This window comes from Sphingomonas sanxanigenens DSM 19645 = NX02 (assembly GCF_000512205.2).
GTDB classification, from domain to species: Bacteria; Pseudomonadota; Alphaproteobacteria; order Sphingomonadales; family Sphingomonadaceae; genus Sphingomonas_D; species Sphingomonas_D sanxanigenens.
Genome location: NZ_CP006644.1, coordinates 998,077 through 1,022,391, shown reverse-complemented (window position 1 = coordinate 1,022,391; position 24,315 = coordinate 998,077). Strand labels below are relative to the sequence as shown.

Genomic DNA, 24,315 nt, shown 5'->3' with positions numbered 1-24,315 from the left:
CATGATCGACCTCTACAGCTGGCCCACCCCCAACGGCCTCAAGATTTCCATCTTTCTCGAGGAAGCGGGGCTGGAACACCGGATCGTGCCGGTGGACATCGGCAAGGGCGCGCAGTTCGACCCGCATTTCCTCTCCTTCTCCCCCAACAACCGCATCCCGGCGATCCTCGACCATGCCCCCGCCGATGGCGGCGAGCCGATCGGCGTGTTCGAATCGGGCGCGATCCTCGTCTATCTGGCGGAGAAGACCGGCCGCTTCCTGCCCGCCGCGCCCCGCGCCCGCACCGAGGTGCTGCAATGGCTGTTCTGGCAGGTGGGCGGCCTGGGGCCGATGGCCGGGCAGAACGGCCATTTCAACATCTACGCGCCCGAGAAGGTGCCCTACGCAATCAACCGCTACACCAGCGAGACCGCGCGCCTGTATGGCGTGCTCGACCGGCGGCTGGCGGGGCGGGACTATCTGGCGGGCGAGTATTCGATCGCCGACATGGCCTGCTATCCATGGATCGTGCCGTATGAGAACCACAAGATGGTGCTCGCGGACCATCCCAACCTCCAGGCGTGGTTCGATCGCATCGCCGCACGCCCGGCGGTCGAGCGCGCCTATCGCGACAAGGATGCGCGCTATGGCCGTCGCGACGCGCCGCTGACGCCGGAGGAACATGCGATGCTGTTCGGCAAGCAGCCCTGATCCGCCAATCGTTTTCGGTCGTTTCGGAACCACCTGCGTCGCCGCGCATTGATCCCCTCGGCCAGCGAAGGCCCCGGGATTTCCTGGCCTCGCGCAACAGAGGGAGTGACTATGCGTAAGTCGATGATGGTAACCGCGATGGCTGTGATGACGTTGGGCCTTGCCGCCTGCCAGAGCGAGCCGGCCGACAATGTCGAGGACAATGCCGAGGCGGTCGCCGACAATATCGAGGAAATGGCCGACAACGCCACCACCGAGGCTGGCGAAGACGCGCTCGAGAACCAGGCGGACGCGGTCCGCAACGAGGGCGACGCTGCGGCCGACGCCATCGACGCGAACCAGATGTAAGGGCAAGGGCGGCGCCCGGAACGGCGCTGCCCGGCCGAGTGATCACGATTGCGGAACTCAGCCCGCGGTCGTGTTGCCTCCCATGGCAGGGAACGGCGTCGCCCCCCGCGGCGCCGTTTTCCCGTAAGGGAGGACTTTCCCCGCAAGGGGCGGCGGGATAACGGCGGCGGATGAAGATCCGCCGCGCCCACGCCCGCGATGAAGACGCCGTCTGGGCGATCATCGAACCCCATATCCGCGCCGGCGAAACCTATGCGCTGGATCGCGACATGAGCCGGGCGGACGCGCTCGCCTATTGGCTGAGCGCGGACCGCGAGACCTTCGTTGCCGCAGATGAGGATGCGGGCCTCATCCTCGGCACCTATTATCTGCGCGCCAACCAACAGGGCGGCGGCCGCCACGTCGCCAATGCCGGCTATGCCACCGCCCCCGATGCGGCCGGCCGCGGCGTCGCCCGCGCGATGTGCGCGCACTCGATCGACCATGCCCGCGCGCAAGGCTTCCGCGCGATGCAGTTCAACTTCGTGATCGCCACCAACGCGCGCGCGGTGCGCCTGTGGGAGAGCTTCGGCTTCGAGACGCTGTGCCGGCTGCCCGCCGCATTCGCGCATCCGACGCAGGGGATGGTGGACGCACTGGTGATGTTCCGGCGGCTTTGAGCGCAATGGCCTCGCCCGCTGGCACCGGCCCGGCTCGCGTGGTTGCGCCGCAGGAGAAGAGCGCTGCCATCGGCATCGTCCGGCACGGCCCCCAGTCGGCTCGAAACCTCCCCACGCGGTCCGTCGATTTGCGCTTGCCACGCACCGCCGTCCGGGCAGATTCCCCTACAACGACAATGAACAAGGGGAATTCCATGCTCCGCATCACGCTCGCCCTGCTGCTTGCCGGCAGCGCGACCGCCGCCCTCGCCCAGCCGCAACCACCGGCCGCGCCCGCCGCGCAGGCGCCCTCGCGCCTGTTCACCGGCAGCGACCTGTTCGCGCTGGAACAGGCCAGCGATCCGCAGATCAGCCCCGATGGCACGCGCATCGCCTATGTCCGCCGCTCGGGCGACGTGATGCAGGATCGCATGCGCCAGACGATCTGGCTGGTCGATGTGAAAACCGGCGCGCAGGAGCCGCTGGCGGCGGGGACGGGCAGCTATTTCAGCCCGCGCTGGTCAGCGGACGGCCGCCGCCTAGCCTATGTCGCAACCGGCGAGGGCGGCGCCCCGCAACTCTATGTGCGCTGGATGGCGAGCGGCGAGACCGCGCGGATCACCGGCCTGCCCGACAGCCCGCAGGCGATCGCCTGGTCGCCCGACGGCAGCCGGATCGCCTACACGATGCGCGTGCCCGGCACCCCGACGACCTTGGGCAGCGCACCGCCCAAGCCCGAAGGCGCCAAATGGGCCGAACCGCTGGAGGTGATCGACCGCGTCACCTATCGCGCCGACGGCGGCGGCTATCTGAAGCCGGGCAACGACCATATCTTCATCGTTTCCGCCGATGGCGGCGGCCCGCGCCAGATCACCTCCGGCGCGTTCGACGATTTCGGGCCGCTCTCCTGGTCGCGTGACGGGCGCAGCATCGTGTTCGCCGCCAACCGCCGCGCGGACTGGGAACGCGAACTCAACGACAGCGACATCTACAGCGTCGATATCGCCAGCGGCACGCTCACCAAGCTGACCAGCCGCTACGGCCCCGATGCTTCGCCCGCGGTCTCGCCCGACGGGCAGCGCATCGCCTATCTCGGCTTCGACGACAAATATACCAGCTACGCCGTCACGCAGCTTTATGTGATGGATCGCGACGGCGGCAATGTCCGCCCGCTGACCGCCGCGCTCGACCGCGAGATCGAAACGGTCGCGTGGGCGAAGGACGGGCGCAGCCTCTATGTCTCCTATGACGATCATGCGAAGAAGAAGGTCGCCCGCATCACGCTCGACGGGCGACTGACCGTCGTTGCCGACGACCTCGCCGGCGGCGGGCTCGACCGGCCCTATACCGGCGGCAGCTTCTCCGTCTCGGACGGTGGGACCATCGCCTATACCAGCAGCGACCCCACCCGCCCGGCGGACGTCTATGTCGGCGGCAGGCGGCTGACCCGCCTCAACGACACGCTGATGGCCGGCAAGGCGATGGCGCGCGTCGAGCCGCTGGCGGTGACCGCAAAGGATGGCCGCAAGATCGATGCGTGGATCGTGCTGCCGCCGGGCCATGTCGCCGGCAGGCGCGTGCCGACCATCCTCGAAATCCATGGCGGCCCGCACACCGCCTATGCCCCGGTGTTCGCGACCGATTACCAGCTCTACGCGGCGGCGGGCTATGCGGTGGTCTATGCCAACCCGCGGGGCAGCACCTCCTACGGCGCCGAGTTCGCCAACCTGATCGACAAGAATTACCCCAGCGAGGATTATGACGACCTGATCGCCGCGGTGGACGCCGCGATCGCCACCGGCGTTGCCGACCCGGACAATCTGTTCGTCACCGGCGGATCGGGCGGCGGCGTGCTGACGAGCTGGATCGTCGGCAAGACCGATCGCTTCAAGGCCGCGGCGACGCAGAAGCCGGTGATCAACTGGATCAGCGAGGCGCTGACGATGGACGCCAGCGGCTTCACCTCGCGCTACTGGTTCCGGAAGCAGCCCTGGGAAGATCCGATGAGCTATTGGGCGCGTTCGCCGCTCAGCCTCGTCGGCAACGTCAAGACGCCGACGCTGGTGGTGGTCGGCAGCGAGGATTATCGCACCCCGGTCAGCGAGTCCGAACAATATTATGCGGCGCTGCAGATCCGCGGCGTGCCGACCGCGCTGGTAAAGGTGACCGGCGCCAGCCACGGCGGCTTCACCGCGCGGCCGTCGCAGTCGGCGGCGAAAGCGTCGGCGATCCTCGCGTGGTTCGACCGGTACCGGACGGACAGGAAGTAAGGACACTCCCTTATCCTCCCCGAGCTCCGCTCGGGGAGGGAGCGAGATGGGGGCAATCCAACCCCACTCGCGCGCGCAGCGCGTGGTGGAGGGACCGGCGCCGATGTAAATGATCATGCTGCGGTGTGGCCGATCAGGTCCGAGCCGACCCCTCCACCACCAGCCTGCGGCTGGCGGTTCCCCTCCCCGGCGTTGCGCGCCGGGGAGGAAAAAAGGGGCAAACATTACAAAGCATTTCCCCGCGCTCGCGCCACATTGAGTAACGTTATAACATTGCCCTAAGAGACCCCGCATCCAACACAAAGGGGTCAGGCGTGAGAAATCGAGTTCATTTCCTGTGCGCGGCGTCGGCGATTGCCGCGGTTCCGGGCGTCGCTGCGGCACAGGCCGGCAGCCATCGAACGGAGGGAGATATCGTCATCACCGCATCCGCGCTGGAACAGCGGTCCGACGAAACGGCGACGCCGGTGCTGAGCTTGACCGGCGAGGAGCTGATCCATCGCCGCGCGGCGACGCTGGGCGAAACGCTCGCCGGCCAGCCCGGCATCAATGTCGAGAATTTCGGCGGCGGCGCCAGCCGGCCGGTGATCCGCGGCCAGGCCGCGCCGCGCGTGCAGGTGCTGAGCGACAGTGCGCAGATCCAGGACGCCTCGACCATCTCGCCCGACCATAACATCGTCACCGAACCGCTGCTGCTGAGCGGCATCGAGGTGCTGCGCGGCCCCGCGACGCTGCTGTACGGCAGCGGCGCGATCGGCGGCGCGGTCAACCTGATCGACCAGAAGGTGCCGACCGCGTTGCCCGACGGCGGCATTTCCGGCGCGATCGAGGGCCGGCTGGGCACCGCCGACGACGAGCGCACGGTGGTGGGCGGGGTGACCGCGGGCGTCGGCCAGATCGCGCTGCGCGCCGAGGGCGTCTATCGCCGGTCGGACGATTATCGCGTCCCCTCGGGCTTCGGCGAACGCCATGTCGATGGGTCGTACAACGACACCTCCACCGTCAGCCTCGGCGCGTCGTGGATCGGCGCGGACGGCTATCTCGGCGTCGCCTATACCCGCCAGCGCAGCGAATATGGCCTGCCCGGGCACAGCCACGACTATGAGGGCTGCCACCCGCACGGCGCCAGCCTGCACTGCGGCGGCCACGACCATGAGGAAGAGGATCATGATCACGACCATGATCATGAGGAAGAGCATGAGGACGTGCCCTATGTGAAGCTGCGCAGTCAGCGCTTCGACATCCGCAGCGATTATCGCGATCCGCTGCCCGGCTTCGAGAAGATGCGCTTCCGCCTCGCCTTCACCGACTATGAGCATGACGAGCTGGAGCATGACGAGGTCGCGACGACCTTCCGCAACAAGGGCTATGACCTGCGCTTCGAACTGACGCACAAGCCGATCGCCGGCCTGCGCGGCGTGTTCGGCGTGCAGCGCTGGGAAAGCGACTTCCGCGCGATCGGCGAGGAAGCCTTCCTGCTCGATACCGAAACCACCAACACCGCGCTGTTCCTGATGGAAACCCTGCCGCTGGGCGCCGTCCGCCTCGAACTCGCGGCGCGGCAGGAATGGCAGGAGATCGAGCCGGCCGGATCGCTCTATCCCGGCATCAGGCACAACCCCTTCTCCGCGTCCGGCGCGGCAATCTGGGACATCAATGGCGATTATTCGCTGGCGCTGTCGCTCGCCCGCTCGCAGCGCGCACCCAACGCTCAGGAACTCTATGCCAATGGCGTGCACCTGGCGACCAACACCTATGAGCTGGGGCTGATCACCGGCAACAGCCGGCTGGGCACGCAGGCCTCGCTCGACGAGGAGACCGCGCACTCGATCAACCTGACCTTCCGCAAGAGAACGGGTGCAACGACCTTCACGATCGGCGCCTATCATCAGGAATTCGACAACTATATCTTCGCCGAGACGCTCGACCAGTTCGAGGATTTCCGCCTGATCCGCTATCGCGGCGCGGATGCGACCTTCACCGGCATCGACGGCGAGATCCGCCACCAGTTCACGCCCCAGTTCGCCGCCTCCGCGTTCGGCGACTATGTCCGGGCGAAGCTGAAGGACGATCTAGGCAACCTCCCGCGCATCCCGGCGGCCCGGCTGGGCGCGCGCGCCGACGCGCATATCGGCGGCTTCACGCTCGATGCCGAATATTATCATGTGTTCGAGCAGGACAAGACCGCCTCCTACGAGACGCGGACGCCGGGCTATGACATGGTCAACGCGACCATCGCCTATCGCCTCGACTTCGGTCAGGCGGCCAATGCGGAGCTGTTCGTGCGCGCCACCAACCTCACCAACGAGCTGGCGTTCAACCACGCCTCGTTCATCCGCGACGCGGCGCCGCTGCGCGGCCGCAACCTGGTGTTCGGGCTGAGGACGGCGTTCTGAGGAGCGGCGCTTCTACCGGGGCGGGCCCGGCGCGCACCGCCTCCGCCCTGTTCCGCCATATCGAGGATCTCCAGGGCGACACGCCCTGGGGATCCTTCCTCGATGCGGGCACCGGCACGCATTCGATCGGATGGATCGCCGCGCTGGACACCAGCCGCTGGGTCGCGGTGACGGGTGCCACCGGCCATGCGGTGCAGGTGCGCGATGCGGTGGCATCGGTCCGCCGCACGCAGGACCGGCTGATCGTCTCCAACTGGGCGGACGAGACATTGCTCGCGGGCGAACGCTTCGACACCGTGCTCGCCGACTATCTGCTGGGCGCGATCGAGGGCTTCGCCCCCTATTTCCAGGAGGCGCTGTTCAAGCGCCTGCGCCCGCATGTCGGCGGGCGGCTCTACCTCACCGGGCTCGAGCCCTATGTGCATGAGGAACCGGCGACGCCGGCGGGCCGCATGGTGTGGGAAATCGGCCGCTTCCGCGATGCCTGCCTGATGCTCGCCGGCGAGCGCGCCTATCGCGAATATCCGATGGGCTGGGTGACCGCGCAGCTGGAAGCGGCGGGTTTCCGGATCCTCGCCGGCAAACACTTCCCGATCCGCTACAAGGCGCGTTTCGTCAACGGCCAGATCGACATGTGCGCGCCCCGCCTCGCCCGCCTCGAAGACCGCACCCTCGCCGACGCGATGACCGCCCGCGGCGAGGCGCTGCGCGCCCGTGGGCTGGAGATGGTGGAGGCTGAAGACGGGCTTCGGCACGGCCATGACTATGTGATCGCGGCCGAGCCGGTCTAGGATTTCAGCTTGCCCAATCGCATGCTGATCGACACCGGATCGCCGAGTTCCACCCCTGCCTGCCGCCGCACCGCATCCTTCAGCGGCAGCAGATAGCCGCCGTCGCGCGGAAACAGCGAGGTGCCGAACACCGGCGCATCCCCGATCCGCGCCGCCACCGGCACCACGCCCCAGCCGTAACTGAGCGACCGTGCCGCGTGCCGGATCGCATCGACGAGATCCGCCGGCACCGCGACGAAGAAGAAGGGCGCCGGCCCGCGCCAATGGATGATCGGGCCCTCGAAGGTGAAGTCGTCGTCCAACGCCGCCCCGCCTCTCTGCTGCGCGATGCCGGTTCGTATCGCGTCGCGCTGACCGGGAAAAGGCGCGGTCCCCTCCCCGAGCAGAGTTCGGAGAAGAAAAGACCGGCCGTCACCTCAGTCGATCGCTTCCACACCCTCCGCCCGCAGCCGGGCCAGCGCGTCCCGCATCTCCCGCAATCGTTCGGGCGAATGTCCCTGCCATTCCAGCACCTCGCCGGTCACGCGCAGCGGTGCGCGGGATCGGTAGGATCGGGTCGGGTTGCCGGGGAATTTCTTGTCCGTCAGGTTGGGATCGTCGACGATCGGGCCGGTGGGCTCGACGATATAGATCCGCCCGCGCCCCTCGCCCTGCGCCAGTTCGGCGCCCCAGATCGCGGCGTCGAGCGTGCCGGTGAGATAGACCCACGAGGCCGGCTTGCGCGCCCCGAAGTTGGATGCGTGGCCAGCGGCGATCAGATCCCCCTCGCGGAGATCGGCGCGGGTGCCGTGATAGAAAAGGCTGCCCTGATCCTGTGTCATCGCGATGCTATCCCTCTCGTGAAACGAATCGAGGGCAAGGCTCATGCACCCGGACCCCCGGCTTGCCGCAAGCCCGGTCATGGGTTAGACAATGATGGTGGGAAGAGGCGCCCTGCCGCCCTCCCGTCGCCCCATCCCGTGAGATTCAACCCGCCGCCCTCGACGGACGGCTGCGCCGCTTGGCGCGTGCGATTGTCGACACAGTTCCGTTTTATCTTGAATGATCGTTCCATAACGATTAGATGATCGGGATGGCGAGACCCAAAAGCTTCGATTCGGATGCCGCGCTGGACGCTGCCATCGGCGTGTTCCGCGAACATGGCTTCGAGGGCACGTCGGCGCAGATGCTGGTCGATGCGATGGGGATCGGGCGCCAGAGCCTCTACGACACGTTCGGCGACAAATGGCTGCTCTATCAACGCGCGCTGCGGCGCTACAGCCAGGATGAGATCGGCGCGCATCGTGCGGCGATGACCTCGGGCGCACGCGCGATCGAGGGGTTGCACGCGATGATCGACCGCGTCGTCGCCGATGCAGCGCTGCCGTGCCTGGGCGTGGGATCGATCGCCGAGTTCGGCTGCTCGCGCCCCGAACTGGCCGAGATCAGCGGCGCTGCGGATCGGGCTTTGCGCAGGGCGGTGATCGCGCAGGTCGAGGCGGCGCAGGAACAGGGCGACGTCGCCGCCGATATCGATCCGGATACCGTTGCTACCTACATGGTCGCCAGCTTCGCCGGCATCCGCATCGCCGCGCGCGCGGGCGCAGGGCCCGCGCAAATGCGCGCGCTGGGCGAGATGACCAAAAGGGCGCTGCGCTGAAGGCTGCCCTCGGCTTCGCCCTTTTTTTGCTCAATTCTGGAATGATCGTTCAATAAAGGAGAATGACTATGCTGGCGGTGACGATGCGGGAGACCGGCGATGCCGGCGTGCTGGCGGTGGTGGAGCGCCCGGATCCGGTGCCCGCACCTGACGCGGTGCTGATCGAGGTCGCGGCGGCCGGCGTCAATTTCATGGACATCGGCGTGCGCCAGGGGACCGCCTGGGGCGATATGCCCAATCCCAAGATACTGGGCGTGGAGGGCGCGGGCCGCGTGCTGGCGACGGGCGCTGGCGTCAGCGAGTTCGCGGTGGGCGACCGGGTGGCGTGGGTCTATGCGCCGGGCAGCTATGCGGCGCGGATCGCGGTGCCTGCCGACGCGCTGGTGCGCATTCCGGAGGCGATCGACGATCGCACCGCCGCGGCGACGATGATGCAGGGGCTGACCGCCAGCCATTTCGCCACCGATTTCCACCCGACCCAGGCGGGTGAGGTCGCGCTCGTCCACGCCGCCGCCGGCGGGCTCGGGCAGTGGCTGACGCAGATCGTCAAGCTGCGCGGCGGCCGCGTGATCGGGCGGGTGTCAACCAATGCCAAGGTAGAGGCTGCAAGGTGCGCGGGCGCCGACCATGTCATCGTCGAGAGCGAAGGCAATTTCGCCGACGCGGTGCTGGCGCTGACCGATGGCGAGGGCGTGCATGTGGTGTTCGACGGATCGGGCCCTGCGACCTTCGCCGGATCGCTGGCGTCGCTGCGCCGGTCGGGCACCTTCTGCTGGTATGGACCGGTGCTGGGCGGACCCGGCCCGATCGACATCATGCGCCTGCCGAAGAGCATCAAGCTGGGCTATGCGGTATTCTTCGACCACATCCCCACCCCCGCGCTGCTGCGCGAACGCGCCGGCCAGCTGTTCGACTGGATCGCGGCCGGCCGCATCGCCGTCGAGATCGGCGGCACCTATCCGCTGGCCGAAGCCGCACAGGCGCATCGCGACATGGAGAGCCGCCGCACGACCGGCAAGCTCCTGCTCATCCCCTGATCACACGCCCTCCCCGAGCCCCCCAAGGACATGACCATGCCGATTGACGATACCCTCCAACGCCGCGCCTTCCTCGCTTCCGCCGTCTCGGGCGCCGCCGCCGCGCTGATACTGCCGACGGAGCGGTCGTCCGCGACCGCCGCCACGCCCCGGCAGCAGGGCTTCGGCACGCCGCGCCATGCGCGCACCGACGTGCTCGACATCGCCTATGTCGAGATGGGGCCGCCCAAGGGGCGGCCGGTGCTGCTGCTGCATGGCTGGCCCTATGACATCCACACCTATGCCGATGCCGCACCGATCCTCGCCGCGGCAGGCTATCGCGTGATCGTGCCGCACCTGCGCGGCTATGGCCCCACCCGCTTCCTGGCCGACGCCACCCCGCGCAACGGCCAGCAGGCGGCGCTCGCGCAGGATGCGATCGACCTGATCGACGCGCTGGGGCTGGACAACCCGATCGTCGGCGGCTGCGACTGGGGCGCGCGCACCGCGTGCATTCTGGCGGTGGCGCGGCCGGAGCGGATCCGCGCGCTGGTTTCGGTGAGCGGCTATCTGATCGGCAGCCAGGCGGCGAACGTCAAACCCCTCTCTCCGGAGGCCGAGCGTGCCTGGTGGTATCAGTTCTATTTCGCCACCGAGCGCGGGCGGCAGGGCTATGCCGCCAACACCCACGCCTTCGCGCGGCTGATCTGGCAGACCGCGTCGCCAAAATGGGCGTTCGACGACGCCACCTTCGCGCGATCGGCGGCGGCGCTGGACAATCCGGATCATGTCGCGATCGCGATCCATAATTATCGCTGGCGGCTCGGGCTAGCCGAGGGCGAGGCCCGCTACGACGCGCTCGAAAGGCAGCTGGCTGCCTTCCCCGCCATCCGGGTGCCGACGATCACGCTGGAAGGCGACGCCAATGGCGCCCCGCACCCGCAGCCGCAGGATTATCGCAAGCGCTTCGAGGGCCCCTATCAGCATCGGCTGAGCACGGGCGGCATCGGCCACAACCTGCCGCAGGAGGCGCCGCGCGACTTCGCCCGCGCGATCATCGATGCCGACGGGATGGCTGGGTCGTGACGCGCGCGCGCCTGTTCCTCTTAGGCGGGGCGGCGCTGCTGGCCGGCGCCGCCGCCCCGTCCGCGCACGCGCCTGCCGTCACCGCGCCGATCTATGGCGTGTCGATTCCCGAAGGGTATCGCGGCTGGGAACTCATCGCCCCCGCGACCGAGGATGCGCCGTTCGACGAGTTGCGCGTCGTCCTCGGCAATCCCGTGGCGGCCGAGGCCTTCCGCCGCGGCACCCGCCCCTTCCCCGATGGCGCGGTGCTGGTGAAGCTGGCGTGGAAACGCCAGCAGTCGGCAGACTTCGCCTCGGCGACGGTCCCCGGCGAAGCCACCACCGTGCAGGTGATGGTGAAGGATGCGGCGCGCTATCGCGACAGCGGCGGCTGGGGCTTCGGCCGCTTCATTGGCGGGCGCCCCGTGGACGAGGCGCAGCACCGCGCCTGCTTCGCCTGCCACGACGCGCGCGTGGCTGATCGCGACTGGGTGTTCACCCGCTACGCGCGCTGAGGCGGCTGAGGGCGATTCCCCCAGCGCCTCCGCACGTCCCATTCTGGAACAGACGATCAAGAAAGGAAGATATCTTGCAGCAGAATCATGAGAAGGTTGCGCTGGTGTTCGGCGGATCGCGTGGGATCGGCGCGTCGATCGTCAAACGATTGGCGGCCGGCGGTTACCGGACTGCCTTTACCTTTGTTTCGAGCGAGGCCGCCGCGCAGGCGCTGGCCGCCGATGTGGATGCGGATGGCGGCACCACGCTCGCGATCCGTGCCGACAGCGCCGATCCGGGCGAGATCGCCGATGCCGTCGCGCGCACCGTCGAGCGGTTCGGGCGGATCGACGCGGCGATCGTGAATGCCGGGCTGTTCCGCATGGCGCCGATCGACGCCGCGACACTGGCCGATCTGGATGCGATGCTCGCGGTCAACGTGCGTGGCGTGTTCCTCGCCATCCAGGCCGCGGCCGGCGCGATGAACGATGGCGGACGCGTGGTGACGATCGGCAGCAATGTCGCGATCCGCACCGGCATGGCCGGCGCCAGCATCTATCAGTTCACCAAGGCAGCGGTGGCAGCGATGGTGAAGGGCATCGCGCTCGATCTCGCGCCCCGCGCGATCACCGTGAACAATGTGCAGCCGGGGCCCACCGACACCGATCTCAATGCCGGCGCGCTCGATCTGCTCGCCGAACGCAGCCCGCTGAAGCGCGTCGCCAGCCCCGCCGAGATCGCCGGCCTCGTCGCCTATCTGCTGCGCGATGAAGCCGGCTACATGACCGGCAGCAGCGTGACGATCGACGGCGGCTTTACGCTCTGAGGCGAAGGGCAGCCCGGTGCCGCCTCAGCGTGGCACCAGCAGCCGCAGCACGGTCGGCTCCGGAATGTCCTCGCTGGGCAGATCGCGGTGAGGCGGGCGCGTCGGCCAGGCGAGGAGGATGCCGCTGCCGCCGGGATCCTCGACGCTGTTGAGCTGCATTCCCGCCGGCACCGCCACCCGCCCGGCGAGACGTTCCGCCATCGCCTGCCCCGGCAGCTCGGCGACGCGCTCGAGCGTGGCGGCATCGAGCAGGAAGTCGATGCGCCTGCCGTCGCGGATCACCGGCACGCAGATGCGGTCCTTGCCCACCGGCCGCGCACCTTCCACGACCAGCCGGCTGTCGAGCGAACCGCCGCCGCCGAAATCCCAGCGGAACCCCTTCCAGTCGCTGACCCGGGCGCGCGTCCAGCCCTTCGCATCGCGCCGGGCGACGTGGATCTGCGTGTCTCCGGCGGCGTCGAACTTGTGATAGCTGATCATCACCCGCCCGGCCGGATCGAAGCCGATGACGGTGTTGTTGTTGATCATGCCGCCCTTCACCGGCACCGGATCGACGATCTCCGCCGCGTCGAGCCGGATCGGCAGCGCCAGCGGCCGCCCGTCGGACCGTTCCCAATGCACGAGATCGGTGCTGCGTGCGTAGGAGAGATCATGGTTGGTCTCCGCCATCGGCGTGTCGCGCCACACCCAGGCGATGTGGAAACGGCCATCGGGCCCGGATACCGGCCCCATGAAATAGGCGTTGCGCTTGCCCTCGCCGTCGGTCAGCGGCGTCTGCAGCAAGGGGCGCCAGCGCGCCGCGGCGGCGTCATAGACATTGTAGATCTCATTGCCGTTGCCGCTGCCGCCGTCGCGATATTTCAGGATCAGCCGGCGTTCGGCATCGCGCAGGAAGATCGGATAGGTCATCCGCCGTTCGCGCGCGGCATCCACCATCACCGCCTCGCGGCGCAATGTGCGGACGTCACCCGCGCCGGTGGTGCGGAAATAGACCAGCGGATCGCGGTGGAGATTGCCGACGACATGGAGCTGGCCGGCCTCGTCCACCGCCATCGCGATCGAATTATGGCTGTCCCACCCCAGCCAGCTGTCGACCTTGTGGTAGGTCCAGTCATCGGCGTCGCGCGGGCGCGCCGCGATGCTGAGCTGCCGGTTGGCATCATAATAACCGACGAAGATGCGCGTATCCGTGACGACCAGCGCGAAACGCGCGGCATGGCCGGACCAGACGCGGTCGATCGCGGAAACGGTCGCGCCGCGCGCGGGTGCGGCTTCGGCGCCGCAGCCGTCGGCGGCCTGCGCGGCGAGGGGTGCGGTGAGCGTCGCGGTGAAGAGGGCGACGGCGACAGCGAGGCGGAACAGCATATGCGGGAGCGTAGGGGGTGCCGGTGGGGGATGCAAAGCCGTGGCCGCTCTCCCCCCTTCCCTAGCGCATCGTCGCGCGGGTCAGCGCCGCGCAGTCCGCATCCTGTGCCAGTTCCCGGTCCTTGCCGCCGATCGCGCGGCCGATCATCTTCAATATGCCCCTGGCCGATTTCGCCTCCGCCGGGATCTGAACGTCGGGCGCCTTGATCGTGCCGCGGATCGGCACGGCCCCCTGCAGCCGCAGGAAAGCGCGCGCCTTGGGCAGCCCCCGCAGTTCGAGCATCAGCCGCTCGTCGGCAAGGTTGATGCTGCCGCCGGCGCGGGTCAGCGCGCGGGAGGTGTCGATCAGCAGCGGGTCGGGCCGCGCCACCCCGCCCGCCACGTTCAGCCGGATGATGAGACAGCGCAGCACCGCCTGCTTGCCTTCATCGACGGTGACCCCCTTGACGATATCCTGCCCCAGCAGCGAGGCGGTGCGCGCCGGCAGGGTACCGTCGGTCGCGACCAGCGCCACCGACCCGCGCGACCGGCCGATCGCCTGCCGCACGGTGACGCCGGGGCCGGCGAGCCGGATCCGCCCGATCAGATGGCCATCGGCGCCGGTATCCGGCACGAAATCGATCAGCCGCGCGTCCGCCAGCCGCACATCGACCGCGAGCACCGGCCCGCCCTGCCGCTGATCGACCACCAGCCTACCCGACAATGTGCCGTGATCGAGCCCCATCCGGACCGGATCGAGCGTCAGCCGGCTGCGGTCGAGCATGAGTTCGAGGTCGAGCGAGCGGAACGGCGAGGATCCCGGCCACAGCAGTCGATCGGCGTGCAGGCTGAGCTTGCCGTCGGTGCGGGCGAGGCGCGCAAGGTCGATCGCGGTGTCGGGAATCAGCCGCTCGCCGAAGCGGCGGCGCTTGGCGGCGGCTGCCCGGCGCCCCTCGTCGGAGGAAAGATCGTCGAAGTCGAACCGCCGCGCCCGCACGACGCCATCGATCCGGGTGCGACCGTTGCGCTTGAGCACGGTCGCATGGCCGGCGATATCGGACCGGCCGATGCGGCCGTCGAGCGTGGTGATCGTCCAGTCGCGCCCGTCGCGCACGACATCGGCGGAGATCGTCACCGGCTGCGTCGCCGGCAGCCCGGCCTCGATGATCGCGTCGAGCACCTCGAGATCGATCGCGTGCCCCGTCGCATGCCCGCGCAGGTGCGCGACATCGAGCGGCGCAGGCATCGTGCCCTTCAGCGTGGCGCCCACCGCCTTGCCCTCGATCGCGGCTGAGAAGGGCCAGGCCTTGCCATCGGGATGATCGAGGATCGGCGCGCCGCGGGCGGCGACGGTCACCGCATGGCCGTGTACCGCACCGGTGCCCGACATCCGCAGCCCGCGGCCATCGACCGCGACCGCGGCATCGAACCGCCGGTTCTGCTTGTCGTCATGATAGCGCAGGCGGCTGTCGCGCACGATCAGGGTCCGCAGCGCCGAGCGCGATGCCGAACCATCCCGCCTGTCCGGCGCGCCCGACCAGTTGCTCCAGCCGTCCGCCGCGCGATAGAGGTCGATGCGGGCGCCGCTGAGTTCGAGCGTCTCGACCGCCGACCCGCCCATGATCAGCGCCGGGATCGAGACCCGCATCCGCACCGCACCGATCCGCGCCAGATCCCCAAGACCCGCCGCCCGCGGCACCCGCGCGGGCTGGGGCACGCGGATGTCGCCAAGGCGCAAGGTCGGATGAAACGAAAAGAAGCCCTCGCGGGAGAGCGCACCGATCGTCACCGGCTTGCCGATGCGGTCGCTCAACCGCCGCTCGGCAACGCCTTTGAGCAGCCCCCAGGGAAACATGGCAAGCGCCAGGAAAGCGATGAGCAGCAGGATCGCCACGACGGCGGCAGAGCAGGTCGCGATCTTGCGCCAGTTCCTGCGCCGCACGTCCGGGGCGGTGGCTTCCATCCAGCGGTCCTTACATCAAGGCCGCCGACGAAGATCGCCGCCCATTGCCCCACCGCCTGAACGCGTAGCGGCAGGGTTGGTTCAGGGGAGAGGGCGTCGCTTTTCCTCCCCGGCGCGCAGCGTCGGGGAGGGACAAAGGCCGCGCACCTATCCCAGCGCCTTCAGTCCCACCGCCGGATCGTCGGTGAAGAAGCCGTCGATCCCCGTTGCCAGATAGCGGCGGATCTCGGCGATCGAGCCGGCCTCGTTGCGCGCGTCATCGCCGGCCTTGTCGCGGAAGTCGGCGGCGAGGAAACGGTTTTCGGGGCGGAAGGTGTAAGGCAGCACTTTCAGGCCGGCGCGGTGTGCATCCTCGACCAGCGGGCGCGCGGCGGCGAGGCGCCCGTCGGGGCCGAGCGGGATGATGCTGCGCGTCCAGGGGCCGATCGCGTCGGCATAGCGCGCGATCGCGGCGAGGCCCGCGGGGGTCATCATCGCGGCATAGTCGGGCACGGCGCCGTCGCCGGGCTTCGCGGCATCCTCGTCGAGCAGTTGCAGCAGCGTGACATTCGCCGGGCGACCGAGCTTGCCGCGCAGAGTGCGCAGATTGCCGACCTCGAACGACTGGATCACCAGCGGCGCGCGCTGCGTATAGCGATGCGCCTCGAGCACAGCGAGGAAACGATCCTCCAGCCTCAGGCCGATGCCGGCGAAATAGGTGGAATGCTTGAGTTCGGGGACGAGGCCGATGAGGCGCCCGCGCGCCGCGGCCTCGGCGGCGGCGAAGTCGATCATCTCCTCGAAGGTGACGATCTGGAATTGGCCGTCGAAGCCGCGGCTCTCGGGGCGCACCGCGCCGAGCCGCTCGGTGGCGCGCAGCGTCTTCAACTCCGCGAGCGTGAAATCCTCGGTGAACCAGCCTTGCTGGCGGACGCCGTCGATCGTCTTGGTGGTGCGGCGGCCGGCGAACGCCGCGCGCGACGCCACGTCGGTCGTGTCGGCGATATTGTTCTCGTGCCGCACCACCAGCACGCCATCGCGCGTGGCGACGAGATCGGGCTCGATATAGCCGGCGCCGTCGGCGATCGCCTTGGCATAGGCCGCCAGCGTATGTTCGGGGCGGAGCGCCGAGGCGCCGCGATGCGCGAACAGCAGCGGCCGGGCGGACGCCTCGGCCCCGACCGCCACGCTCAGCGGACCCGCCACCGTCGCCCCCGCCGCCAGCCCCGCCGCCGTGCGCAATGCGTCGCGCCGCCGATATCCCATCGCCCTGCCATCCCGATCATCCGTCATTCCCGCCCTCTCGCAGACGCATGTTGCAGTTCGACGATGCCGATGGGCCGCCTGTCGAGCTGTCATCGTTACGCCTTCGAACCGTCATCGCGCTGCAAGCGTGCACGCCCACACGGGCGCGCTGGCCATAGAGAGCCAATATCCAGGGAGAATCCAATGTCGTTCCGTCGTGCCCGCCTGCTGGCGGGGGCTACCCTGCTTGCCGTGCTCGCCACCCCCGCCTTTGCGCAGGAAGAGACCGCGCCGGCGCCCGCCGTCGACGAGGGCGAGGATATCGTCGTCCTCGGCTTCGGCCAGGCCCGCCAGGTGCAGACCGTCACGTCCGACGATCTGTCGCGCCTCACCGCCGGTTCCAGCCCGCTGAAGGCGCTGGACAAGCTGCCGGGCGTGAATTTCCAGTCCGCCGACGCGTTCGGCGCCTATGAATGGTCGACCCGCATCTCGCTGCGCGGCTTCAACCAGAACCAGCTCGGCTTCACCCTCGATGGCGTGCCGCTGGGCGACATGAGCTACGGCAATTTCAACGGCCTGCACATCAGCCGTGCGATCATCTCCGAGAATGTCGGCACCGCCACCGTCGCGCAGGGCGCCGGCGCGCTGGGCGAGGCTTCGGTCTCCAACCTCGGCGGCACCTTGCTGTTCACCTCGCGCGACCCTTCGGACGAGTTCGATATCGTCGCCTCGGGCACCTATGGTTCGGACGACACCTATCGCGGCTTCGTGCGGCTGGAGACCGGCGACGTCACCGGCAACGGCCTGAAGGGCTATCTGAGCTATGGCTATCTCGAAGCCGGCAAGTGGCGCGGCAACGGCGTGCAGCGCCAGCACCAGGCGAACGCCAAGCTGGTGAAGGAATTCGAAGACGGCAGCAGCATCACCGGCTTCTTCAACTTCTCCGACCGCCGCGAGCAGGATTATCAGGATCTCAGCCTCGGCATGATCGAGCGGCTGGGCTATCGCAGCGACAACCTCGCCCCCGACTGGGCGACCGCGGTGCGGATGGCGCAGGTCTATCAGAACCAGGCGACACGCGCGGGTTCGGCCACCGCGCCGCTGCCCTTTCCGACCGCTGGGCTGACCTTCCCGTCGCCCTACCAGACGGTGGACGACGCCTATTACGACGCCGCCGGCCTGCGCCAGGATTATCTGGCCGGCGTCACCTTCGACGGCCAGCTCACCGAGCAGCTCCGCGTCGCGCTGACCGGCTATTATCATGACAATCACGGCCAGGGCATCTGGTTCACCCCCTATGTGCCGACCCCGGGCGGCGCGCCGATCTCGATCCGCACCACCGAATATGACATGAACCGCGGCGGCGCGATCGCGCGCGTGACCTATGAGACCGGCCCCAACCGGCTCGAATTCGGCGGCTGGTTCGAATCCAACGCGTTCCGCAACGCCCGCCGCTTCTACGGCCTCGCCGACCAGTCGACGCCGTCGCGCGAGACCAAGTCGTTCCAGAGCGATCCGTTCGCGACCCAGTTCGACGTGAAGTTCGATACCGAGACCTATATGTATTACGTCTCGGACAAGCTGACCTTGGGCGACCTGACCCTGAGCGGCGGCTGGAAGGGCCTGCAGGTGCGCAACAGCGCGCGGCCGATCGTATCGGGCGGCCTGGCGACGGGCGACATCGAGGCGCGCGACTGGTTCCTGCCGCAGGTGGGTGCGGTCTACAGCATCGGCGGCGCGGAAATCTTCGCCACCTTCACGCAGAACATGCGCGCCTTCGGTTCGGCGGCGGTCGGCCTCTCGCCCTTCGCGACGACGCAGGCCGGCTTCGATGCCATCCGCGACGAGCTGAAGCCGGAAAAGTCCGACACCTATGAGCTCGGCGGCCGCCTGCGCGCCGGCGCGTTCCAGGCGTCGGTCGCCGGCTATTATGTCAACTTCACCAACCGCCTGCTCGCGCTCACCAGCGGCGCCGGCATCGTCGGCAACCCGGTGACGCTGCAGAATGTGGGTGACGTGCGCAACTATGGCGTCGAGGTGACGGCGCTCTACAAGCCGCTGCCGCCGGTCTCGCTGCTCGCCTCCTATTCCTACAACGAGTCCGAGTATCGCGACGACGTGCTCGCCGCGGACGGCTCGATCGTGACCGCGACCAGGGGCAAGACCGTGGTCGACAGCCCCAAGCACATGCTGAAGGGCGAGGTGGTGTATGACGATGGCGCGTTCATGGGCCGCGTCGGCGCGAACTATATGTCGAAGCGCTACTTCACCTACACCAACGACCAGTCGGTGCCGGACCGGGTGCTGGTGGATGCCGCGATCGGCTACACCTTCCAGGGCGAAGGCTTCCTCGACGGCTTCGGCGTCGAGGCGAGCGTCACCAACCTTACCGACGAGGATTATGTCTCGACGATCGGCTCCAACGGCTTCGGCGGCAGCGGCGACAACCAGACGCTGCTGATCGGCGCCCCGCGCCAGTTCTTCGTGACGCTGCGCCGCGGCTTCTGAGCCGCACGGGCTGTTGACGAAAAGGCGCCCCTCCACCTGGTGGAGGGGCGCTGCGCATTTGGCGCCCCGTGAAACGCGAACCGGGCGCACCCGGCCGATAAGGCCCGATACGACAAGGGCGGCGCTCACGCGCCGCCCCAGCCTTACACAGTCCGTATCATCAGCTCAGGCGGCGTCGCCGGCCTTGCCCTTTTCCTTCTGCGCATAAACGCGCACCGGATCCTTGCGGCCTTCGACGACATCCTTGTCGACGATCACCTCGTCGATGCCGTCCATGCCCGGCAGGTCGAACATCGTGTCGAGCAGGATGCCCTCGAGGATCGAACGCAGGCCGCGCGCACCGGTCTTGCGCTCGATCGCCTTCTTGGCGACCGCGACCAGCGCATCGTCGGTAAAGCCCAGCTTCACGCCCTCCATCTCGAACAGCTTCTGATACTGCTTGACCAGCGCGTTCTTGGGTTCGGACAGGATCTTGACCAACGCCTCGGTGTCGAGATCCTCAAGCGTCGCGATCACCGGCAGACGGCCGACGAACTCGGGGATCAGGCCGAACTTAAGCAGATCCTCGGGCTCGCCCTGGCGCAGCACCTCACCGGTGCGGCGCTCGTCGGGCGCGGCCACGAACGCGCCGAAGCCGATCGACTTGCCCTGCAGGCGATCCGCGATGATCTTCTCGAGTCCCGAGAAGGCGCCACCGCAGATGAACAGGATGTTGGTGGTGTCGACCTGGAGGAATTCCTGCTGCGGATGCTTGCGGCCGCCCTGCGGCGGCACCGACGCGGTCGTGCCTTCCATCAGCTTGAGCAGCGCCTGCTGCACGCCCTCGCCCGAAACGTCGCGCGTGATCGACGGGTTCTCGGCCTTGCGGCTGATCTTGTCGATCTCGTCGATATAGACGATGCCGCGCTGCGCCCGCTCGACGTTATAGTCGCTCGCCTGCAGCAGCTTCAGGATGATGTTCTCGACATCCTCACCGACATAGCCGGCCTCGGTCAGCGTCGTCGCATCGGCCATGGTGAAGGGCACGTCGAACGTCTTGGCGAGCGTCTGCGCCAGCAGCGTCTTGCCGCAGCCGGTGGGGCCGACGAGCAGGATGTTGGACTTGGCGAGCTCGACGTCCGCGCCCTTGGCGCCGTGGTTGAGACGCTTGTAGTGGTTGTGCACAGCCACCGAGAGCACGCGCTTGGCGCGCGCCTGGCCGATCACATAATCGTCGAGAACGTCGCAGATCTCCTGCGGCGTCGGCACGCCGCCATCCTTGCGGCTCACCAGCGAAGACTTGGTCTCCTCGCGGATGATGTCGTTGCACAGCTCGACGCACTCGTCGCAGATGAACACGGTGGGCCCCGCGATCAGCTTGCGCACCTCATGCTGCGATTTCCCGCAGAACGAGCAGTACAGCGTGCTCTTGGAATCTCCACCTTGCAGCTTCGTCATCACATCATCCCCGGGCAATACGCCCCCTGGTCCAGGCCCATCCTAGCCCGCACAGTTTGATACCGGCAATGGCGAATATTGCTTCGCCATGACACGGCCCGATACCAGTCCGATTCGAGCGGCGCCGCGCCCGCGCCTCCGGGCATCCGCCCGGCCGGCCACGATCGCACCGCCGCCCTCATCAGGCCGCAGCCTGCGTCGTCTCTTCAGCCGGCGTCGGCCGCTTGTCGAACACCTGGTCGATCAGGCCGAAGCCCTTCGCTTCCTCGGCGCTCAGGAACTTGTCGCGCTCCATCGAGCTTTCGATCACGTCCAGCGGCTGGCCGGTATATTTGGCGTAAAGCTCGTTCATGCGGTGCCGGATACGAAGGATCTCCTTCGCCTGGATCTCGATGTCGGTCGCCTGGCCCTGCGCGCCGCCCGACGGCTGGTGGATCATGATCCGCGCGTTGGTCAGCGCCACGCGCATGCCCGGCTCACCGGCGGAGAGCAGGAAGCTGCCCATCGACGCCGCCTGGCCGATGCACACCGTGCCGACGCGCGGACGGATATACTGCATCGTGTCGTGGATCGCCATGCCCGCCGTGACGACGCCGCCCGGCGAGTTGATGTACATGTAGATGTCCTTCTTCGGATTTTCCGATTCGAGGAACAGCAGCTGCGCGGTGATCAGCGAGGCCATATGGTCCTCGACCTGGCCGGTCACGAAGATGATCCGCTCACGCAGCAGGCGCGAATAGATGTCGAAGCTCCGCTCGCCGCGATTCGACTGCTCGATGACGATCGGCACCAGAGCATCGTGAATCTGGCCGTTTCCGAACGGGTTATTCATGGGGAAGTGCATCCTTTGTCGCGCTTATAAGCCTTTTGCCGTGTCCCTACATCGGGTGAAAGCGGGGCGGCTTCAAGGGGCCTCGCTTCGGGCGTCGGCCGCGCCCGGCGCAGCATGCGAAAGATAGGCGATCCGCCGCATCTCGCGCCGCCCGTGCACCACCGTGTCGAGGATGAGGCCGCAGGCGAAACTGAGGAAGGCGACGATGGTAAGGCCGGTCGCCAGCACCGCGGTCGGATAGCGGGGAACCAGCCCGGTCTGGAGCCAGGTGAACAGCAGCGGCAGCGCCAGGATCACCGCCGCCAGCACCAGCACGGCGCCGATCCCGCCGAAATAGAGCACCGGCCGCTCGATACGATACAGCGTGCCGATCGTCCGGAAGATCCGCCACCCGTCGCGATAGGTCGCCAGCTTGGAGGCGGAGCCGTCCGGCCGCGCCGCATAGGCGGTGATCACCTCCCCCACCGGCATGCGCAGTTCGAGCGCGTGGACGCTGATCTCGGTCTCGATCTCGAAGCCGGAGGACAGCACCGGAAAGCTCTTTACGAAGCGCCGCGAAAAGACGCGATAGCCCGAGAGGATGTCGGTGAAGCTGCGCCCGAAAAGCCGCGCGAGCAGCCCGGTGAGCACGCGGTTGCCGAGGCGATGGCCGCGGCGATACGCCGCCTCCACCTCGGAGGCGCGGGCGCCGACGACCATGTCGAGCTGCTCGTCGAACAGGCGCTCGATCATCGCGGGGGCGGCGGCGGCATCGTAGGTCGCGTCGCCATCGGCCATCACATAGACGTCCGCCTCGACGTCGGCGAACATGCGGCGCACGACATGGCCCTTGCCCTGCATCCGCTCGGTGCGGACGATGGCCCCGGCGGCGCGCGCCACATCGACGGTGCGGTCGCTGCTGTTGTTGTCGTACACATAGATGCGCGCATCGGGCAGCGCGGCGCGGAAGCCGGCCACGGTCTGCGCGATCGCCGCTTCCTCATTGTAGCACGGAAGCAGCACGGCGATGCGGGGGCTCATGCCGCGCTCCGGAAAATGATGCCCCTCCCCCGACGCGGGGGAGGGGTGAGTATCAAACGTCACGACGGACGAGGATTACTCCGCGTCGGCCTTCTTCGCCGCCTTCTTGGCAGGCTTCTTGGCCGGCTCGGCTTCGGCCTCGCCCTCGTCGGCCGCCTCGGCGGCCTTCTTCTTGGCAGCCGGCTTCTTCGCCGGCTTGGCCTCGGCGGCATCGGCGGCGTCGGCGGACTCTTCGGCCGGAGCCTCGGCGTCCTCGGCCGGGGCGGCCTTCTTCGCCGCCGCCTTCTTGGCAGGCTTCTTCACCGGTTCGGCCTCAGCCTCAGCCTCAGCCTCTGCCTCGGCGGCAGCGGCCGGCTCGGCATGGTCGTGGCCATGGTCATGATCGTGCGAATGATCATGATGGCTGTGGTCGTGGCCGCAATCCGGGCCATGGACGTGGACGTTGCCGTCCTCGTCCGCCTCGATCTCGGCTTCCAGTTCCTCGCGGGTCACTTCGCGGTCGCTGATCTCGGCCTTGTCGAACAGGAAGTCGACGACCTTGTCCTCATACAGCGGCGCGCGGAGCTGGGCGGCGGCCATCGGCTCCTGCTGGATGTACTGCATGAAGCGCTCGCGATCCTTGGGCGCGTACTGCTGCGCCGCCTGCGCCATCAGGCGCTGCATCTCGCCCTGGCTGACCTCGACGCCGTTGGCCTGGCCGATCTCCGACAGCAGCAGGCCCAGGCGCACGCGGCGCTCGGCGATGCGACGATAATCGTCGCGATCATTCTCGAGCTCCGCCTTCGCCGCTTCCGGATCGGCCTCATGGCCCGCCTCATGCTCGAGCTGGCGCCAGATCTGGTCGAATTCCATCTCGACCATCGTCGGCGGCACTTCGAAGTCGTGCGACTCGGCGAGCTGGTCGAGCAGCTTGCGCTTCATGTGGGTGCGGGTGAGGCCGTTATGCTCCTGCTCGATCTGGCCCTTGATCAGGTCGCGGAGCTGGTCGATGCCTTCGAGACCGAGCTGCTTGGCGAACTCGTCGTCGGCCGCGGTCTCCTTGGGGGTCTTCACCGCCTGGATGACCAGATCGAACGTCGCCGCCTTACCCTTCAGGTTCTCGGCGTTATAATCCTCGGGGAAGGTGACCTCGATGGTGCGCTCTTCATTGGCCTTCACGCCGACGATCTGGTCCTCGAAGCCGGGGATGAGCTGGCCCGAGCCGATCTCGACCGACATGCCTTCGCCGGTGCCGCCCTCGAACGCCTCGCCGTCGACCTTGCCGACGAAGTCCATCACCACCAGGTCGCCGGTCTGGGCTTCATGGTCGGCGGGGGCGTCTTCGAAGCTCTTGTTCTGTCCGGCGATGCGGTTGACCGCCTCGTCGATCTGCGCATCGGCAACCGGCACGGTCAGCCGCTCCAGCTTCAGGCCTTCGATCGACGGCGCCGGCACGTCCGGCAGCACTTCCAGCTCGACCTTGACCTCGGCATCCTTGCCGAGCTCATAGCCATCGGCCAGTTCGACCGACGGCTGCAGCGCAGGGCGCAGGCGGTTGTCGGCGATCAGCTTCTGCACGCCTTCCTGGATCGAATTGTTGAGCGCGTCCTGCGCGAGCGCGGGGCCATGCAGCTTGCGGACGATGTTGGCGGGCACCTTGCCGGGGCGGAAGCCGGGCATGCGCACCTGCGGCGCCACCGACTTCACTTCCTTTTCGACTCGCGCGTCGATGTCAGCGGCGGTGATGGTCAACGTGTAGGCGCGCTTCAGGCCCTCGTTCAACGTCTCGACAGTCTGCATTGCTCGTTCGTGCCTTTATCGGGTGAATCCGTC

Annotated in this window: 21 protein-coding genes; 12 read left to right on the top strand and 9 right to left on the bottom strand. The window is 68.0% G+C overall.

Translation table 11 applies throughout. The features are described 5' to 3' along the window. Window position 1 precedes the first annotated feature (1 nt). The 6 genes from NX02_RS04870 (at window position 2) to NX02_RS04845 (ending at window position 7,134) form a co-directional block, all read left to right on the top strand. The gene (locus NX02_RS04870) at window positions 2–691 is read left to right on the top strand and encodes a glutathione binding-like protein (protein WP_025291073.1); all 690 of its coding nucleotides are present in this window, start codon (window positions 2–4) and stop codon (window positions 689–691) included. Window positions 692–802: 111 nt separating this feature from the next. After that, window positions 803–1,039 carry a hypothetical protein gene (locus tag NX02_RS04865; RefSeq protein ID WP_025291072.1) on the top strand — a complete coding sequence of 79 codons (237 nt, stop codon included), beginning with the start codon at window positions 803–805 and terminating at the stop codon, window positions 1,037–1,039. Between the two features lie 170 nt (window positions 1,040–1,209). Further along, window positions 1,210–1,698 carry a GNAT family N-acetyltransferase gene (locus NX02_RS04860; protein WP_025291071.1) on the top strand — a complete coding sequence of 163 codons (489 nt, stop codon included), beginning with the start codon at window positions 1,210–1,212 and terminating at the stop codon, window positions 1,696–1,698. A 194-nt stretch (window positions 1,699–1,892) separates the two neighbouring features. Beyond that, entirely contained in the window at window positions 1,893–3,947 is a 2,055-nt protein-coding gene (locus NX02_RS04855; RefSeq protein WP_025291070.1) for an alpha/beta hydrolase family protein, read from the top strand. Window positions 3,948–4,261: 314 nt separating this feature from the next. Beyond that, window positions 4,262–6,343 (top strand): TonB-dependent receptor domain-containing protein, encoded by a 2,082-nt coding sequence (locus NX02_RS04850; RefSeq protein ID WP_025291069.1) that lies wholly within the window; start codon window positions 4,262–4,264, stop codon window positions 6,341–6,343. A 167-nt stretch (window positions 6,344–6,510) separates the two neighbouring features. After that, window positions 6,511–7,134 (top strand): hypothetical protein, encoded by a 624-nt coding sequence (locus NX02_RS04845; RefSeq protein ID WP_211258286.1) that lies wholly within the window; start codon window positions 6,511–6,513, stop codon window positions 7,132–7,134. On the opposite strand, the gene NX02_RS04840 is transcribed toward NX02_RS04845, so the two are convergent. Continuing rightward, on the bottom strand, window positions 7,131–7,436 hold the full coding sequence (locus NX02_RS04840) for a DUF1905 domain-containing protein (RefSeq protein WP_025291067.1): 306 nt from the start codon (window positions 7,434–7,436) through the stop codon (window positions 7,131–7,133). The genes NX02_RS04845 and NX02_RS04840 overlap by 4 nt on opposite strands. Before the next feature lie 114 nt (window positions 7,437–7,550). Next, entirely contained in the window at window positions 7,551–7,955 is a 405-nt protein-coding gene (arr, locus tag NX02_RS04835) for an NAD(+)--rifampin ADP-ribosyltransferase (protein WP_039997119.1), read from the bottom strand. 251 nt (window positions 7,956–8,206) lie between these two features. Between arr and NX02_RS04830 the strand changes: the two genes are divergently transcribed. From NX02_RS04830 to NX02_RS04810, 5 genes are all read left to right on the top strand, one after another. Further along, entirely contained in the window at window positions 8,207–8,773 is a 567-nt protein-coding gene (locus NX02_RS04830; protein ID WP_025291065.1) for a TetR/AcrR family transcriptional regulator, read from the top strand. 68 nt (window positions 8,774–8,841) lie between these two features. Further along, entirely contained in the window at window positions 8,842–9,810 is a 969-nt protein-coding gene (locus NX02_RS04825) for a quinone oxidoreductase family protein (RefSeq protein WP_025291064.1), read from the top strand. Window positions 9,811–9,846: 36 nt separating this feature from the next. After that, entirely contained in the window at window positions 9,847–10,875 is a 1,029-nt protein-coding gene (locus NX02_RS04820) for an alpha/beta fold hydrolase (protein WP_342671297.1), read from the top strand. Then, window positions 10,872–11,369: a cytochrome P460 family protein gene (locus NX02_RS04815; RefSeq protein WP_025291062.1), complete on the top strand. Its 498-nt coding sequence runs from the start codon at window positions 10,872–10,874 to the stop codon at window positions 11,367–11,369. The genes NX02_RS04820 and NX02_RS04815 overlap by 4 nt, the downstream gene beginning before the upstream one ends. 74 nt (window positions 11,370–11,443) lie before the next feature. After that, window positions 11,444–12,175 (top strand): SDR family NAD(P)-dependent oxidoreductase, encoded by a 732-nt coding sequence (locus NX02_RS04810; RefSeq protein WP_025291061.1) that lies wholly within the window; start codon window positions 11,444–11,446, stop codon window positions 12,173–12,175. 24 nt (window positions 12,176–12,199) lie between these two features. Here NX02_RS04810 and NX02_RS04805 read toward each other — a convergent pair whose 3' ends face one another. The 3 genes from NX02_RS04805 to NX02_RS04795 all read right to left on the bottom strand — a co-directional run bounded on the left by NX02_RS04805 (window position 12,200) and on the right by NX02_RS04795 (window position 16,754). After that, window positions 12,200–13,540, bottom strand: coding sequence for a BNR repeat-containing protein (locus NX02_RS04805; RefSeq protein WP_025291060.1), 1,341 nt, complete (start codon window positions 13,538–13,540; stop codon window positions 12,200–12,202). 61 nt (window positions 13,541–13,601) lie between these two features. Further along, window positions 13,602–15,482 carry an AsmA family protein gene (locus NX02_RS04800; RefSeq protein WP_025291059.1) on the bottom strand — a complete coding sequence of 627 codons (1,881 nt, stop codon included), beginning with the start codon at window positions 15,480–15,482 and terminating at the stop codon, window positions 13,602–13,604. A gap of 147 nt (window positions 15,483–15,629) precedes the next feature. Further along, window positions 15,630–16,754 carry a glycerophosphodiester phosphodiesterase gene (locus tag NX02_RS04795; RefSeq protein WP_025291058.1) on the bottom strand — a complete coding sequence of 375 codons (1,125 nt, stop codon included), beginning with the start codon at window positions 16,752–16,754 and terminating at the stop codon, window positions 15,630–15,632. Between the two features lie 156 nt (window positions 16,755–16,910). On the opposite strand from NX02_RS04795, the gene NX02_RS04790 reads away from it, so the two are divergent. Beyond that, window positions 16,911–19,214, top strand: coding sequence for a TonB-dependent receptor (locus NX02_RS04790; protein ID WP_025291057.1), 2,304 nt, complete (start codon window positions 16,911–16,913; stop codon window positions 19,212–19,214). Window positions 19,215–19,379: 165 nt separating this feature from the next. On the opposite strand, the gene clpX is transcribed toward NX02_RS04790, so the two are convergent. The 4 genes from clpX to tig form a co-directional block, all read right to left on the bottom strand. Beyond that, window positions 19,380–20,651: an ATP-dependent Clp protease ATP-binding subunit ClpX gene (clpX, locus tag NX02_RS04785; RefSeq protein WP_025291056.1), complete on the bottom strand. Its 1,272-nt coding sequence runs from the start codon at window positions 20,649–20,651 to the stop codon at window positions 19,380–19,382. Between the two features lie 181 nt (window positions 20,652–20,832). Continuing rightward, window positions 20,833–21,483: an ATP-dependent Clp endopeptidase proteolytic subunit ClpP gene (clpP, locus tag NX02_RS04780; protein ID WP_025291055.1), complete on the bottom strand. Its 651-nt coding sequence runs from the start codon at window positions 21,481–21,483 to the stop codon at window positions 20,833–20,835. Between the two features lie 72 nt (window positions 21,484–21,555). Next, a complete protein-coding gene (locus NX02_RS04775; protein WP_025291054.1) occupies window positions 21,556–22,503 on the bottom strand; it encodes a glycosyltransferase family 2 protein in 948 nt (315 codons plus the stop codon). A gap of 75 nt (window positions 22,504–22,578) precedes the next feature. Further along, the gene (gene tig, locus NX02_RS04770) at window positions 22,579–24,282 is read right to left on the bottom strand and encodes a trigger factor (RefSeq protein WP_025291053.1); all 1,704 of its coding nucleotides are present in this window, start codon (window positions 24,280–24,282) and stop codon (window positions 22,579–22,581) included. Window positions 24,283–24,315: the final 33 nt, after the last annotated feature.